The 15,640-nt window shown below is 27.2% G+C and carries 14 protein-coding genes and 1 other annotated feature (1 of these 15 only partly in view); of the genes, 6 read left to right on the top strand and 8 right to left on the bottom strand.

Going from position 1 to position 15,640, the window contains the following annotated elements; translation table 11 throughout:
* Positions 1-287: 287 nt before the first annotated feature.
* Positions 288-1,124, bottom strand: a complete 837-nt coding sequence (locus HF850_RS04825) for a S1-like domain-containing RNA-binding protein (RefSeq protein WP_169104336.1) — start codon at positions 1,122-1,124, stop codon at positions 288-290.
* Between the two features lie 397 nt (positions 1,125-1,521).
* Here HF850_RS04825 and HF850_RS04820 point away from each other — a divergent pair, with 397 nt between their 5' ends.
* On the top strand, positions 1,522-2,529 hold the full coding sequence (locus HF850_RS04820) for a CehA/McbA family metallohydrolase (protein WP_169104335.1): 1,008 nt from the start codon (positions 1,522-1,524) through the stop codon (positions 2,527-2,529).
* A gap of 24 nt (positions 2,530-2,553) precedes the next feature.
* Here HF850_RS04820 and HF850_RS04815 read toward each other — a convergent pair whose 3' ends face one another.
* A complete protein-coding gene (locus HF850_RS04815; RefSeq protein ID WP_169104334.1) occupies positions 2,554-2,883 on the bottom strand; it encodes a hypothetical protein in 330 nt (109 codons plus the stop codon).
* A gap of 239 nt (positions 2,884-3,122) precedes the next feature.
* Between HF850_RS04815 and HF850_RS04810 the strand changes: the two genes are divergently transcribed.
* The 3 genes from HF850_RS04810 to HF850_RS04800 all read left to right on the top strand — a co-directional run bounded on the left by HF850_RS04810 (position 3,123) and on the right by HF850_RS04800 (position 4,757).
* Positions 3,123-3,590, top strand: a complete 468-nt coding sequence (locus HF850_RS04810) for an Lrp/AsnC ligand binding domain-containing protein (protein ID WP_169104333.1) — start codon at positions 3,123-3,125, stop codon at positions 3,588-3,590.
* Positions 3,591-3,658: 68 nt separating this feature from the next.
* Complete coding sequence (locus tag HF850_RS04805; RefSeq protein WP_169104332.1) at positions 3,659-3,853, top strand: DUF378 domain-containing protein; 195 nt, start codon at positions 3,659-3,661, stop codon at positions 3,851-3,853.
* 184 nt (positions 3,854-4,037) lie between these two features.
* Positions 4,038-4,757, top strand: a complete 720-nt coding sequence (locus tag HF850_RS04800) for a putative ABC transporter permease (protein ID WP_169104331.1) — start codon at positions 4,038-4,040, stop codon at positions 4,755-4,757.
* Between the two features lie 14 nt (positions 4,758-4,771).
* Here HF850_RS04800 and HF850_RS04795 read toward each other — a convergent pair whose 3' ends face one another.
* A complete protein-coding gene (locus HF850_RS04795; RefSeq protein ID WP_169104330.1) occupies positions 4,772-6,529 on the bottom strand; it encodes a phosphoenolpyruvate carboxykinase in 1,758 nt (585 codons plus the stop codon).
* Positions 6,530-6,874: 345 nt separating this feature from the next.
* Here HF850_RS04795 and HF850_RS04790 point away from each other — a divergent pair, with 345 nt between their 5' ends.
* Both HF850_RS04790 and gltX read left to right on the top strand, forming a co-directional pair.
* Positions 6,875-7,759 (top strand): ComEC/Rec2 family competence protein, encoded by an 885-nt coding sequence (locus HF850_RS04790; protein WP_169104329.1) that lies wholly within the window; start codon positions 6,875-6,877, stop codon positions 7,757-7,759.
* Between the two features lie 206 nt (positions 7,760-7,965).
* Positions 7,966-9,423 (top strand): glutamate--tRNA ligase, encoded by a 1,458-nt coding sequence (gene gltX, locus HF850_RS04785; protein ID WP_206151597.1) that lies wholly within the window; start codon positions 7,966-7,968, stop codon positions 9,421-9,423.
* Positions 9,424-9,664: 241 nt separating this feature from the next.
* On the opposite strand, the gene HF850_RS04780 is transcribed toward gltX, so the two are convergent.
* The 5 genes from HF850_RS04780 to argS all read right to left on the bottom strand — a co-directional run bounded on the left by HF850_RS04780 (position 9,665) and on the right by argS (position 15,289).
* Entirely contained in the window at positions 9,665-10,396 is a 732-nt protein-coding gene (locus HF850_RS04780) for a ribonuclease H-like domain-containing protein (protein WP_169104328.1), read from the bottom strand.
* A 14-nt stretch (positions 10,397-10,410) separates the two neighbouring features.
* The gene (locus HF850_RS04775; protein WP_169104327.1) at positions 10,411-11,139 is read right to left on the bottom strand and encodes an HAD-IB family hydrolase; all 729 of its coding nucleotides are present in this window, start codon (positions 11,137-11,139) and stop codon (positions 10,411-10,413) included.
* A 226-nt stretch (positions 11,140-11,365) separates the two neighbouring features.
* Entirely contained in the window at positions 11,366-12,232 is an 867-nt protein-coding gene (locus tag HF850_RS04770) for a putative RNA methyltransferase (RefSeq protein ID WP_169104326.1), read from the bottom strand.
* A 47-nt stretch (positions 12,233-12,279) separates the two neighbouring features.
* Complete coding sequence (locus HF850_RS04765) at positions 12,280-13,449, bottom strand: AI-2E family transporter (RefSeq protein WP_169104325.1); 1,170 nt, start codon at positions 13,447-13,449, stop codon at positions 12,280-12,282.
* 151 nt (positions 13,450-13,600) lie between these two features.
* Positions 13,601-15,289 (bottom strand): arginine--tRNA ligase, encoded by a 1,689-nt coding sequence (argS, locus tag HF850_RS04760; RefSeq protein WP_169104324.1) that lies wholly within the window; start codon positions 15,287-15,289, stop codon positions 13,601-13,603.
* A 172-nt stretch (positions 15,290-15,461) separates the two neighbouring features.
* Positions 15,462-15,640, bottom strand: a binding site (T-box leader); it runs 43 nt beyond the window's last position.

Raw genomic sequence — 15,640 nt, 5'->3', positions numbered from 1 at the left:
ATAAACAAATTACATAATAAAATACAATCAGACCGAACTGGCAAGCATTTATTTAAATCACCAAAGATTGCATAGGTCAATTTAAAAATTATTTTTAAATTGCCTTATTAAAGTGCGCCAAATTTTAAATGATGTTTGAAATTCTAATAACATATAGAAAAATAGGCTACCGCCGGAGGATTTTATCCGCCTAGTGCGACAGCCCCATTTTTTTATATAGTCTAATTATTTAAAATCTAATATTTCATAATAAACATTTTAATCATTCAAAAATAGAAATGAACAGACTAAAGTAATCTAGTTCCTTCTTTATCTTGAGCTATAAGTTTCTTTTTCATTAATCCTCCAAGAGTCATCTTGAAATAATTTTTACTTGTATTAAATTCTCTTTTTATATCTTCAGGTGATGATTTATCATTAAATGGCATAAATCCACCATTAGCCTTTAATACTTGTAATATCTTTTCGCTCAATTCTTCTCTTGCGTCAAGTCTCTTCTTTCTAGTTGATATACCTATAGTTCCGTCTTCATATATCCTTTTTACTCTAGCTTTTATTTCTTGACCTGGATATATAAATTCAAAACGTTCATTTGCTAAGATTAATCCTCTATACTTTCCATCTATAGCAACATTTAATGTATTATTTTCATTTGTTTCATATACTATTGCAGAAACTTCATCATTTACTTTATATTTTCCTTCTTCAGCTATTTCTAAGTAAGGATATATCTTTGTAGTACCAGCTAATCTATCAGTCTTATCTATGTACATATAGAATAAGTACTTTTCACCATTCTTTAATTTATAGTTTTGCTCTTTTAGAGGAATAAATAAATCTCTTTCTAACCCCATATCTACAAAAGCACCTATTCCTGTTTGAGCAACAACTTCTAAGTATGCAATTTCTCCAGAAGTTATTAATGGTTTCTTTAATGTCGATATCATCCTATCTTTTGAATCTCTATATACGAATACAGTAAGTGTATCACCTTCTTTTATGTCGTATCCTTTTGTTGCACCCTTTGGTAATAATACTTCATCTCCAAATTTATCTTCTAAATAATATCCAAATTCAACTTTTTTACTTACTTTTAATGTACAATATTGTCCTAATACTATCATTTTTACTCCTCCATCAGCTATCATCAGCTGTATATTTATAATTTCTTATTTCATCCTTTTACGTATTTTTATAGGATTTTTATTAAATTCTATTTTTATTTTATTATTTTCTTGTATCTTATATTTTATTACTTAATTAAAAGTATAATTTTTACACTTATTATTAAAATTTTTCACAATCATACCTTACTATAATATTATTACCTATCTTAACTTTGTTTAATATTATAGCTCCTACTACAATAAAAAATTTTATTCCATTGCATAATTATTTTATAATATTCATCTAAACTAATATAAATACAAAAGTTATTTTATCATTAGATTCTATTCTTGTCATTATTTTAGATTGTCCTCTAATAATATATACTATAAATAATTTTTAGGAGGTATTAAATTGGGTAAAAAGCTTTCAGATAAATCTAATACTCTTGATTTAGACAGCTTAAAATTTTATTATGGTATACCTCACTCTCATTCAGGCTTCTCCACAGGAAGAGGAACTCCCATTGAAGCTTTTGATTATGCACGTCATAATGGTCTTAATTTTTTAATATTAACAGATCATAATAATTATTTAACTAAAACTGTAAGAGTAAAAGGAAACGAATTAAGTAAATGGGAAGCTGCTAATTATCTTTCTTCCCGTTACAATAGAAAACATGAAAATTTTTTATCAATGATAGGTTTTGAAAGTAAAACTAATCCGTTTGGTGATATTAATATAGTCAATCCTTCAAGATTTTTTACTGGAACTGTAAATAATCTTCAACTATTAATGTTATGGATGATTAATAATCCAAATGCTTTTATCTGTATAAATCATCCTCATAAACAGATTGAAAACTTAGAATATAATCCAATCTTAAATAGAATCATTACATCAATTGAAGTTGGGAATGGATCTTATCCAAACAAATACACACGATATGATAAATACTATTATAATCTTCTAGATAAAGGTTGGAAATTAGGAGCTATAAATAGCCAGGATAATCATCGACTCAATTTCGGTGATGATGAAAACTTAACGTGTATTATTTCAAAAGAACTTACTTCTTCCTCTCTCGTTTCAGCTTTTAGATTAAGACATACTTACTCAACTGAATCAAGAAGTCTTATATTGTATTTTACAATTAATAATATATTTATGGGAGCTTCAGTGCCCAAAGCTGACAATAAACTACAATTCTCTATCTTCACCCAAGATTTAAATAATAAGATATCTGAAATTCAAATAATATCAAATGGAGCTACAATTATAAAAAGAATTAATGATTTAAATTTAAAAAGAATAAAATACTTATATAAACACGAGCCTAAAGAAAATGAAACATGGTATGTGATAAAAATTATTCTTGCTGATGGTAAAATTGCTATAAGTTCACCTATATTTAGAGAATAATTAAAAGTCGGAATACTCCGACTTTTAATTATCTTTCTTTCTATTTTTAACTCTATTTGGCTTTGCCTTAGGCTTAATAACAATTTTCTTTTCTTTTTTCTTTGGTCCGCCAGTTTGTAATATTTCCATAAACCATAATAAAAATAATACAATTAAAATTGACAATCCACTACTTAATATTCTATTGATAGCACCTAATCTAAGCTGAATAATAAATAAGATAATTGCAATTGCTAATGGTATCCATTTATTTATACGTACCTTAGTAAATACATACATTCTGCATAAAACATAAGCACCTATCATTACAGCAAGCAAAACTACAAAATAAAGAATAGATAATAATATACTCATTTGCTGCATATCCTCCTCAAATAAAGTCTATAACTTAATATTAAGTTAATTTAACTATATTATCAAGTAGTCTTTAATATATATGTTTCCAAACTAATCCTATTTTGTATATCTAAATACATAATTCCATTATTAATATATTAAAAAAACAAAATTATTTTCACAATATTTCATTTTTTACTTTAATTTTATACTATAATTTGATAGAATAAAAAAAATAGGTTTTAAGAGGTGATATGATGGCTTTAGTTACAAATAGTCATTTAGATGAATTGGATTTACAAATTTTAGAATTATTAATCAAAGATTGTAGAACTCCATATTTAGAAATAGCAAGAATTTGCCATGTTAGTGGTGGTACAATTCACGTAAGAATGAAGAAGATGGAGGACCTTGGTATAATCCGTGGTTCTAGAATCGTTTTAAACTTACCAAAACTAGGTTATGATGTATGCTGCTTCGTTGGTATATATGTTGATACAACTTCTTCTTTTAATTCAGTACTTGATCAAATGTCAAATATAAAAGAAGTTGTTGAATTACATTTAACAACTGGGGATTACTCTATGTTTGCAAAAATAGTTTGTAGTAATATTCTAGATTTACAAGATGTATTACTTAATAAAATAAATAATATTGCAGGTGTTCAAAGAACAGATACTTTCGTTTCTTTATCTCAACCAATAGATAGAAATATTTCTTTATAATACACTTGTATAAAAAACACTCCACTAGTAAATAATATATATATACTATTTAAAGGAGTGTTTTTTATATGAAAATTTTAGATACTATTGCACTTATTTTAATTATAGTCGGTGGAATAAACTGGGGACTTATCGGTTTTTTCCAATACAATTTAGTAGGATCACTTTTTGGTGATTTTTCAGCATTCACAAGAATAATATATGGTTTAGTTGGAATTGCTAGCTTATACTCTCTATCATTCTTTATGAAAGATAGACGTTAATCAAAAAATCACATTTATTCATAAAAGCAATACTTATCCCATTAAATTGTAAGTATTGCTTTTTATTTTTTAATATTTATTTATAAAATCAATAACAAAAATTAATGTTTTTTTAATTTTATTTCTTTCCATCAGGGTATATAATATAATAAATTTCATAATTTATAAAAGGAGGTAAAACGTATTGCATTTAATTTGGAATTTTGATTTTTATAATATAGTATACTTTTTTACTTTTTATTCCTTTTTAGGTTGGTGTATTGAAGTTGCTTATTATTATAAGAATGAACATCGTTTTGTTAACAGAGGTTTTTTAAAAGGTCCATTTTGCCCAATATACGGATGTTCTATAGTATCAATAATAATATTTTTGAGTAAATATAAAACTAATATATTAATGCTATTCTTATTAGGCTTTATATTTACGTCTCTAGTTGAATATATAACTAGCCTCTTACTTGAAAAGCTTTTTAAAGATAAATGGTGGGATTATTCTGATGATCCATTAAATATACAAGGGAGAGTTTGTGTACCATATTCTTTACTATGGGCAACAGGAGAAGTTATAATCATCGAGATTATACATCCTATAGTAAATACTTTAACTTATAAAATACCACCTTTTACAGGAATAATTTTATTTTATATGCTTATTATCTATTTTTTATTAGATTTTTCTTGTACACTAGCTTCACTCATTCAAAAAAATATTTTTTCACCACATTTTGAACTAGCTCTTAATAAGTCTACTTTAAATTCTGCATTAAGAACTTTTGGTGGTGCCGCAATTGAACATATTAGATTTAACAATAAGAAATTTATAGATTATTTTTATCCTAAAAATTTCATAGGAATACTAAATATATTAAAAAAAAAATTAAAAAAGATTAAGGTAATTCCTTAATCTTTTTAGCACATTTAATTATGTTTCATATTCTTTATTTCATTAAATAATTCTACAGCTGCATTTCTTGGTCCATTCTTTTCTTGTCCCTTTACTCCCAGGCATGTTCTTATCTGTCCTACTCTTACTCTATCACTTTCAAACATATAATTAAAATACTTATCGATAAGCTCATCAGTTTCTTTTTGTTTTTGTGCTGGCCCAAATGGATTTGCAAAATATGACTTAACTAATCCCTTTTCAGTAGTAGTTCCTTTAGCCATCCTTGCTCCATCTTTAAATACTTTTACTGCATCTTTCACATTTTCAAAATAACTCAAGTATCTATCACTTTCGCCGACCTCTTCATAATTATTAGCATAAAAGAAGAAATCTACTGGGTGTCCTTTAGTTATTTCTTTATATGATGCTACTGGTACAACCAATCTTGCATTAACTTTATCTGGATTCATGAATATACTTCTATCCATTTCTTTAAAAGCATATCCTTGATCCAAGTCATCAAGCCTTACAAATGCTCCTATTTCTGTTCCATAACCTTTAAGCTCTCCATCTTCAATCTTAAATGTACCCATATCATCAAATATTATAGTCATATCAGAAATATAATCTTCGCTAAGACTTCTGAAGGCTTCAAGGCTTTCTGATTTACCTGCACCACTATCTCCCATTACTACAACATTGGCTTCATCACCACTCTTTAATAATATATTAACCATGGAACCATGAATAGGAAGATATCCTTTTTTTATCATTAGTATATTGTATAAAGTTAATGTCATCTTCTTCATATATCCAAAATAATCTATTTTTTCTGAGTGATTTATATATCCAAGTACTATATCATTTTTCTCATCTTCATAAAATACAGTCTTTAAATCTTCTCCATCATCTTTAGCTCCAAATACAAAAATCATATCTGGTTTTCTTCCCCTAGCCTCTTCACTTCTTGCCATCTCAAATAAATTACATAGTGTTATACCATGTTCCATAAAATCCCTATGAAAATAAATAAAGATTATCTTTCCTCCGATTTTTGCTGGATAGCAAAACCAATGATCCTTATTTATATCTGTATATTTTAATGGATTATAATCTATACTAGTAAACATTCCATCTCTTGTATTTCTTTTAGGATACGTTATAAATGGAGTTTCAAGAAGTATATGATCTATAAAAGGTATATCCTCTAATGCTTCATATCCTTCAGGTCTTACCCATTCTAACTCATGTATCATAATACATGCATTTCCTCCAACTGGAATCTGTCTGTAAACTTTAGGTTGATAACCTAATACATGCATCTCAATTTTTCTATATAGGCTTAAGATTAAATTTGAAAAATTTGCATTAGCTTCAGTAAAGCTAGCAGCAGCAAGCCCTTCTTGTATCTTATACCTATGAACTATAGTATATCTCTCTAAACTTCTCCAAAACAAATAAAAATCTTCTACAAATGTAATAAATTTATCTTTATCACTAAATAGTTTTTCATAAACAGCATTAATTTTGACCACTTCTTCTGCAGTCATTATTGTTAAATATCTTATAACCTCAATTAAATCTGTTCTCATATTTATAATATCTTCAGTATTAAATGAACTATTTAAATATCTATATGATAATGAATTCTTCTTTTTTGCTCTTCTCAAATAAACTTCTAAAGTTCGCCTAAAACCATTACTTTCTAAAACAGATTCAAAACTATTACAATACTTCACTGTAAAGTTTATCATTACCTTATCATTGCTCATAGAAAATTCTTTTTTCATATACAATCCCCCAAATGAAATTTTATGTGATAAATTATTTCATTTTCAACATTTTTTATGCACATTAATTTAATTATAACATATTTTATGCAATTTTCAATTATTGTTTTTTGCATTTATTGTTTAATTTTCTCTATATTATACTTAATTCAGAGTTTATATTATCACTTACCCTCTAGGTACTTGTTTTTTTAATCTATGATCCCCAGATGTTAAATATACGAATATTAAATATTAAAATTTTAAAATAATTCGAACTTTATAGTAGTTTATTTTAAACTTCTATGGTCAATAATTTGAATAACGCACTCTTATTTTTATCTTAAACAAAGAAAGGATTATCCTATGAATTTATTAATACATAAACTAAAAAAAAATATTACTTATCTTATCCCTTTAGTTATTTTAATATTATTATATCTTTTTAATAATTTTTCTATAAATGGTTCATCATATAATTTCCCACCAAATAATATGCTTATCCACTACATTGATGTGGGACAGGGTGATTGTATATTAGTTCAAGTAAATAATAAAAATCTCTTAATTGATTCTGGCCCATCTTCCTCCAAAAATAAACTTATAAAATATCTAAAAAAATTTAATATTTCCAAATTAGATTACGTTATTGCCACACATCCTCATGAAGATCATATAGGTAACATGAGTACAATAATTAATTCATTCAATATCGTAAATTTTTATGCTCCAAAAATTTACGATAATTCTAAAGCTTTCGAAGACATGATTTATTCTCTTAAAAATAAACATCTAAAAATTTTACCTATAATACGTGGTACTGATAGCATAGATTTAGGAGATAATATTAATGTCTCTATTTTTTCACCTATTAATGATTTTTATGATAATTTAAATAATTACTCTACTGTTTTTAAAATTAAATACGGAAGTACCTCCTTTCTATTTACTGGCGATGCAGAAAAAGAAGTTGAGCAGGATATTTTAAATCATAATGATGATATAAGTGCTGATGTTATTAAGATTGGTCATCATGGTTCTACTACATCTACATCTAGTAATTTTTTAAAAGCTGTAAATCCATCTACAGCTATAATTTCTGTTGGAAAAAATAATATATATGGTCATCCAAATAAAGGTACTTTAGATTTACTTATACAAAATAAACTTTCATTATATAGAACAGATATTAATAAAAATATTCTCTTAATTTCAGATGGGAAAACTATAAAAAAGATAAAAAATTTATAACCTTGCATAACGCTAATACTTTCTTATATTATAATGTAAGAAATATTGACAGTGAATATTCATTGAGCTATCATAAAAGTATTGTATTGTTAACGTACAAGTGGCTGTAAATGATATCTAAAATATAGTTTTAGAACCATCGTATACATGCTCTTGTTTTTAAATAATTACATAGATTATTAATAAAATTCATAGGAGTGAAAATTATGTCAGGTAAAATTAGAACAAGATTTGCACCTAGTCCAACTGGCTATATGCATGTTGGTAATTTAAGAACAGCTCTTTATGCTTATCTTATTGCTAAGCATGAAGGTGGAGATTTTATATTAAGAATCGAAGATACAGACCAAGAAAGATTAGTAGAAGGTGCTGTTGATATAATATATAACACACTTAAAATGACTGGTCTTAACCACGATGAAGGTCCAGATATAGGTGGTCCAGTTGGCCCTTACGTTCAAAGTGAAAGAAAAGACATCTATCTTGAATACGCTAAAAAATTAGTAGAAAAAGGTGAAGCTTACTACTGTTTCTGCTCAAAAGATAGATTAGATATGCTTAAAGAAAATGCTGAAGCATTAAAGAGACCATTCAAATATGATAAACACTGTGCTAACCTTTCAAAAGAAGAAATCGAAGAAAATTTAGCAAAAGGTATTCCTTATGTTATAAGACAAAATAACCCAACTACTGGAACAACAACTTTTGACGATGTTATTTACGGAAAGATTTCTGTTGATAATTCAGAACTTGAAGATATGATTTTAATTAAATCAGATGGATATCCAACATATAACTTTGCAAATGTAGTTGATGACCACTTAATGGGAATCACTCATATTGTTAGAGGAAATGAATATCTTTCATCTTCTCCAAAATACAACAGATTATACCAAGCATTTGGATGGGATGTTCCTGTATATGTTCACTGTCCACCAATCATGAAGGATCAACACAACAAATTATCTAAGAGAAATGGTGATGCTTCATTTGGCGACCTTATGGATAAAGGATATTTAAAAGAAGCTGTACTTAACTATATAGCTTTACTTGGATGGAATGATGGATCTAACGAAGAAATATTCAGCTTACAAGATCTAATTGAAAAATTCGATTATAAAAATATCAGTAAGTCGCCAGCTATATTTGATAATGCTAAATTAAGATGGATGAATGGAGAATATATAAGAAAACTTTCTTTAGATGAATTCCATGAATTAGCACTTCCACAATATAAGAAAGTTCTTCATAAGGATTTTGATTTCAAATTTATATCAGAATTATTACACACTAGATGTGAAGTATTAAATGATATTCCAGAACAAATAGACTTCTTAGAAGAATTACCAGAATACTCAACTGATCTTTATGTTCATAAGAAAATGAAGAGTAATGTTGAAACTTCATTAGAAAACTTACAAAAGATTTTACCAGTCTACGAAGCTATTGATGAAGCAGACTGGAATATGGATACTCTTCATGAAAAAACATTTGAATTAATTAAATCTCTTGAAATCAAGAACGGAGTAATGCTATGGCCTATAAGAACTGCTCTTTCTGGTAAATCATTCACTCCAGGTGGTGCATTTGAAATTGCAGTATTACTTGGAAAAGAAGAATCATTAAAGAGATTACGTAAAGGTATAGAACTTTTACAAGCATAATTTTAAAAAACTGTTTCGTATGTAAGTGCGAAACAGTTTTTTAGTTAAGAGTTATAATAGAATAACAAAAAAGGCACTCCAGAATTCTGTTTTTCCAGAAACTCTGAAGTCCCTTTTTAAAAGTAATGTACTGTATTACTTCTAGAAAGTTTTATTGGTGTTTTGTTTATTATTTAATCTTCTTTAGTTAATTTTTTATATATTGCTAGTTCTTATTAATAATGCATTTAATATTACTGGATTAATCTTGATTATCGACTTCAACATCCTCAGTAAAATCTTCGTTATACTCAGCTTGTTGAATTTCCTCTACATCTTCTGCATCTTCATCTAATATATATTTTTTCCAATTGACATAGATATAATAAAGATTAACCACGTCCTGCTCATTATATAATAAAATCTTTTCTATCTTTTCTTCAGGCATTCTTTTAAAATAACTTCTATCTTTCATTACCTTATGAAATGTTTTTGCAAGATTAGACCCACTTATTACTTCGCCTTCTCTTATAATATCAAAAACTTTTTCTAAATTTTTAAGTCCAATAGAGCTGCTTTTATCTTTTTCATATTCTTTCTGAATATCGATAGAATCAAATTCTTCATTAAAATTATAGTAAATTTTATTCTTATTAAATAAATAGTTTATAACGGTAAAATCATTGTTTCCTGAGAAAGTAACAATAGCTTTTTTACCTTCATTCTTTTTTCTTATAAAATAATTTCTCGCAAGATATAGTATATCCACTGCTTCATCCTTATCCTCAATCATATACTGAGTAACCAAGATTTGTCTTTTTTTATGATTATATTCACATGCTCCAAACACCCCAATACACTTGGGTTTTTTATAAACATAATGTTCTAAATCAAAAAAGATCAGCTCATCTGGATTATACTCTCTGCCTTGAGGCTTTATCATAAATTCCTCACTATATTCTTCTACATTCACCTTGTTTTCACGAATAATCACAGTACCACTCTTTCCTATACAAATTGTATATCTTCAATATCTAAATTGTATATTACATCCTTTCTCTCAACAACAACATTAATTTTATCTATTAAACTTCTATCTTTAATTACTTTCTGTAATAACTCTTTAGTAGGATTCATACAATAGGGATGTTTTACTCTCTTAAACATAGTGTAATCTCCTGCCGTATCTCCATACGCATAACTTTCATCTAGATTAATATCATACTTTTCCACAAAGTTATCTATTGCCTTCTCTTTACTAATACTATCCCACATAGGAATTACTTCTCCAGTATATTTGTTGTTTTCATCTATTACATATTTAGCACCAATATAATCAGTAAATCCGTATTTTTCAGCCATCTCTGCAACAAGCTCTGATGGTGATCCAGATATTATTATTAAAGCATGACCATTATCTTTATGCCACTTTATTCTATCTCTTGTAAAGGTATATACTCTATCACCTTTTTGTTCAACTATCTTTTTGGCAATATACTCTATTCTATGATTTTCTAACCCTTTGATTGCTTCCATATAAATATCAATCATTTTTAAAAGGTAATCGTCGTAATCGCCTTGTCTCTTATCCCACCTCATATAATCTGGCCTTACATCATTATACCATCTTTCCTGACCTATAATTTCGTATTTAACCATTTTTTTAAATACTTCTGTAATCAAACCTTCTCTATAAAGAGTTCCATCTAAATCAAAAAAAGCTGCTACTTTTGACATTACCTCACATCCTCTTTTGCGTTTATATTCAAATTTAATTATACTTGATTTTGTTAATACAGAAAAGATTTATAATAAAATTTAATTTGTCTTACTTATATTATATATTTTAACATTCACAATGGAACTACATATATTATAAATGATTTATTTCTTCTGTATATCATAAAAAATTTCTGTATAAAATCTTATATTATATCTTATACAGAAATTATAAAAAGTAACCCTATTTATTTTTCTTAAAAACACCAATCCTCATATCTACAGTAACAGTCATAGATTCATAAGATTCAAGTTTCTCTTTATTCTCTGGAGTTGACTTCCAATAATGAGGTGTCATTTTTAATAAACTTATAAGTTCTTCATTATTTAATGTTATATCAAATGTAATATTCTCTTCTCTCACATATATATTATTCTCTTTATCTGCTTCATAAACTTTTTGATTTAAATTGACTTTATCATATAAAACATCTCTAAGTTGTATTAAATGATTTGTCCTTGGTAGAATCCTTACAAAAACACCATCATCCTTAAGCACTCTATTGCATTCATCTATATCTATAGGACTAAATACAGAAAGAATACAGTCCAAACTCTTGTCTTCTGCTGGTATATGAAAATTATTTCCTACTGCAAGTATACATTCCTTATTCGCTTTAGCTGCATACCTTACAGCATCTTTTGATACATCCATTCCATAAAAATTAGCATTAACATTTCTTTCATCCAAGTAATTTTTTAAATTAAATAAATAATAGCCTTCTCCACATCCTAAGTCTAATAATTCATATTTTCCCTTATTCACCTTTTTATTTATATGTTCAAAAATAATCTCATTAATTTTATCACATATAGGCATATAATAATTTCTATTTAAAAAATCAATTCTTGCCAGTACCATTTCCTTAGAATCTCCAGGATTTTTGCTTCTCTTTTGATTGCTTATAAGGAGATTTACATATCCTTCTTTCGCTATATCATATGAATGATTTTTTTCGCATTTATATGTCTTACCATTTACCTCATCTTTTCTTAATAAATTTTTGCATATAGGACATACTAAAACTGTATTTTCTGATATACTCTTCATAAAGTTATTAACCCCTTTCATCAATAGTGTACCCAATATAAAAAATCTTATTTTTTCTTATCTTTATCTTTGTCAGATTTTATTTCTTCTATATAACTATCTAGACCTTCTTTTTTTACAAGTTCTTCATTCTTAGCCTTAAATTTTGCAAATATCTTATGATAGTATATTCTTACAGTAGCCATTGTAGGAGAGCCTAATATCATACCGATAGGTCCAAGTATTCCCCCACCAAGTGTAACTCCAAAAATAATTGCAAGAGGACTTACTCCAACCTTTTTACCTACAAGTTTTGGTTCTAAATACCATGCATCAAATTGTTGAAGACAAAGAAGCATTATCATAACAATTATTGAAAGTATAAGTGATGAGAATATTGTTACCGTACCAGATACTATTATACCTACTAATGGTCCAAAATAAGGTATCATATTTGTTATTCCTACTACAACTGCAAGTAATGGTGCATATGGAACTCTAAGTATTAATAATCCTATTAATGATATTGTCCCTATTATTGCTGAATCTATGGCTTTAATTCCAACATATGTTCCTATCATCTTATTATAAATTCTTACAAAATTTATTACTCTTTCTCCATTTTTCTCTCTAAGCACCATAAAAGTAATAGTTCTGACTATTTTTAAAAGCTTATCCTTATCTGCTAGTACATAAATTGAAATTAAGAACCCTAAAACTACATTTACAACATTGGATGTCATTGATACTAAATACTTTGCAGATCCTTGTAGTATATCCATAGATATATTACCTATTTGTGCTGCTAAATCTTTAATATTATTCAATAATCCTGCCTGAGAAATAAGTTCATGTATTCTTTCATTCTTAATAGCTTCATTAATCCATTCTTGTGACTTAGTTATATACATCGGTATTTCTGCAGTAATATTTATTATACTATTCACTAAACTAGGAATAGTAAAGAATAGTATTATAAATATAACTGCTATAAGCATTATATATGTTATCAATATAGATATGCCTCTATTTATATGAAACTTCTTTTCTATACCATTCACTATAGGATTCAAAACATATGCACAAATAAGAGCATATATAAATGGTGTTAAAATACTTATCCCCTTATCCACAACCTTAAAAAAATAACTATAATTATCAATAAGTTTATATCCCACAATAGCAATTAATACAAAAATCAACATGTTTTTATACTTGATATTATTATTTAAAAACATGAATATTCATCTCCTTTTATTACTTAATAATATAAATAATCTATTACAAAAAATACTCCATTTATTATTAACTGTAAATTTGAATATATAACAGAAAAAGAGGATATACTTATAGATTAAGTATCCTCCTTTTTAATATTATGTTTTTTTACTACATTTTTTCTACTACATCAATTCCTAGTAATTCTAATCCATTCTTTATAACTTGAAGTGATGCTTTTACTAAATTTAATCTTGTAGCTTTTAAATCTTCATCTTCTAAATTTAATACTGAATGAGCATTATAGAACTTATTAAATCCTTTAGCAACTTCAATTACATATCTAGTTAATATTGAAGGTTCTAACTTATCTAATGCTAAATTAATTACATTATTAAAGTTTCCTAAACTCTTAACAAGTTCAAATTCTTCCTTAGAAGTTAACTTACTATAGTCAACAGTTCCTTTACATTCACCAGCTCTTGCTAAGATACTATTACCTCTTGCATATGCGTATTGAACATATGGACCAGTTTCTCCTTCAAATGATAATATTTCTTTCCAGTCAAATACAATATCTTTTTCCCTTGAATTCTTAAGATATGTAAATATAACTGCTCCAACACCAATCTTCTTAGCTACTTCTTCTTTATTCTTTATTTCATCTTTATCTTTAATAGCTTCCATTGTCTTTTCAACAGCTTCTTTTAATAAATCATCAAGTAATACTATTGAACCATCTCTTGTTGAAAGCTTTCTATCTGCAAATTTAACTAACCCAAATCCTACATGAACACAATCATTAGCCCAGTCATGTCCTGCAAGTTCTAACACTTTAAATACTTGTTTAAAATGAAGTGCTTGTGGTGTACCAACAACATACACGCACTTATAGAAATCATAAGTTTTCTTTCTATACATAGCTGCCGCTAAATCTCTTGTAGCATATATAGAAGCCCCATCAGCTTTTAATACTATACAAGGAGGCATGTTATAATCTTCAAGCATTACAACTTGTGCTCCATTACTTTCTACAAGTAATCCTTTTTCCTTTAATTCATCAACAACAACATCCATTTTATCATTGTAGAATGCTTCACCATTTAACGAATCAAATTTAACTCCTAGTATATCGTATACTCTTTCAAATTCTTTTAAACTTAAGTCTCTAAATCTCTTCCAAAGTGCAGTAGCTTCAGGGTCTCCTGTTTCTAATGCTTTAAAGTTTGCTCTAGCTTCATCTTCTAAACTAGGATCCTTTTTAGCTTCTTCATGGAATTTAACATATATTCTAAGCAATTCATCAATTGGAGCCTTTTCTAAAGCTTCTTCATCAACCCATCTATTATATGCTGATATAAGCTTACCAAATTGTGTTCCCCAGTCACCTAAATGATTTAATCCTATAGTATTGTATCCTTCTTTTTTAAACATTTTATATAAAGAATTACCAATAGCTGTAGTAAATAAGTGACCTACGTGGAAAGGCTTAGCTATATTAGGCGAAGAGTATTCAACACATACAGTTTTACCTTCTCCAATATTTGAACCACCATAATTATCTCCTTCTTCTAATACTTTTTCAATTGTATTCTTTGAAAAAGTTCCTTTATCTACGAAAAAATTTAAATATGGCCCTAAATTTTCTATTTTTTCAAAACCTTCAGTGTTCATAACTTCCTTTAATTCCGCAGCTATCATATTAGGTGCTTTCTTCATAACCTTTGCTAATTGGAAGCATGGGAATGCATAATCTCCCATTTCTGGTTTTGGTGGGATTTCTATTAATTTTTCTATTGTTTCAATATCTAAATCCACATGACTTTTTATTAAATTTGCAACTTTTAATTTATAATCCATAGTTACCTCCTATATTTAGTTGATAATGAAAACTGGTAATCTAAAATTACTAAACCAATTCTACTTACTAGAAAAAATTTAATTATCTTATTTTATCAATTAACATGAATCAATTATTTATTTTATTAATATATTTTTTGCTTTAAAACAAATAAAAATTCGCCTCCTAAAATTAAGAGACGAATTATTCGCGGTACCACTCTAATTGCATAATATCTTAAATATTATGCCACTTATATTTTAACGCAGATTATTATTCCTGCGGCCATCCTTACTCATTTCAGGCGGTTTCTCAGAGGCTCTCTTCCATCTAAATCTATCTTATGAGGCTTACACCAATCCCCTCACTCG

The organism is Clostridium sp. SM-530-WT-3G, from assembly GCF_012843905.1.
GTDB lineage: Bacteria > Bacillota > Clostridia > Clostridiales > Clostridiaceae > Clostridium.
The sequence above is the reverse complement of the archived record's forward strand: the minus strand, read 5'-3'. Positions and strand labels throughout refer to the sequence as shown.

Bases quoted from the DNA above. Each gene is read 5' to 3' on its own strand.
- gltX (WP_206151597.1), top strand. From the start codon at position 7,966: ATGTCAGGTAAAATTAGAACAAGATTTGCACCTAGTCCAACTGGCTAT.
- HF850_RS04795 (WP_169104330.1), bottom strand. From the start codon at position 6,529: ATGAAAAAAGAATTTTCTATGAGCAATGATAAGGTAATGATAAACTTT.
- HF850_RS04805 (WP_169104332.1), top strand. From the start codon at position 3,659: ATGAAAATTTTAGATACTATTGCACTTATTTTAATTATAGTCGGTGGA.
- HF850_RS04810 (WP_169104333.1), top strand. From the start codon at position 3,123: ATGGCTTTAGTTACAAATAGTCATTTAGATGAATTGGATTTACAAATT.
- HF850_RS04770 (WP_169104326.1), bottom strand. From the start codon at position 12,232: ATGAAGAGTATATCAGAAAATACAGTTTTAGTATGTCCTATATGCAAA.
- HF850_RS04815 (WP_169104334.1), bottom strand. From the start codon at position 2,883: ATGAGTATATTATTATCTATTCTTTATTTTGTAGTTTTGCTTGCTGTA.
- HF850_RS04765 (WP_169104325.1), bottom strand. From the start codon at position 13,449: ATGTTTTTAAATAATAATATCAAGTATAAAAACATGTTGATTTTTGTA.
- HF850_RS04825 (WP_169104336.1), bottom strand. From the start codon at position 1,124: ATGATAGTATTAGGACAATATTGTACATTAAAAGTAAGTAAAAAAGTT.
- HF850_RS04775 (WP_169104327.1), bottom strand. From the start codon at position 11,139: ATGTCAAAAGTAGCAGCTTTTTTTGATTTAGATGGAACTCTTTATAGA.
- HF850_RS04790 (WP_169104329.1), top strand. From the start codon at position 6,875: ATGAATTTATTAATACATAAACTAAAAAAAAATATTACTTATCTTATC.
- argS (WP_169104324.1), bottom strand. From the start codon at position 15,289: ATGGATTATAAATTAAAAGTTGCAAATTTAATAAAAAGTCATGTGGAT.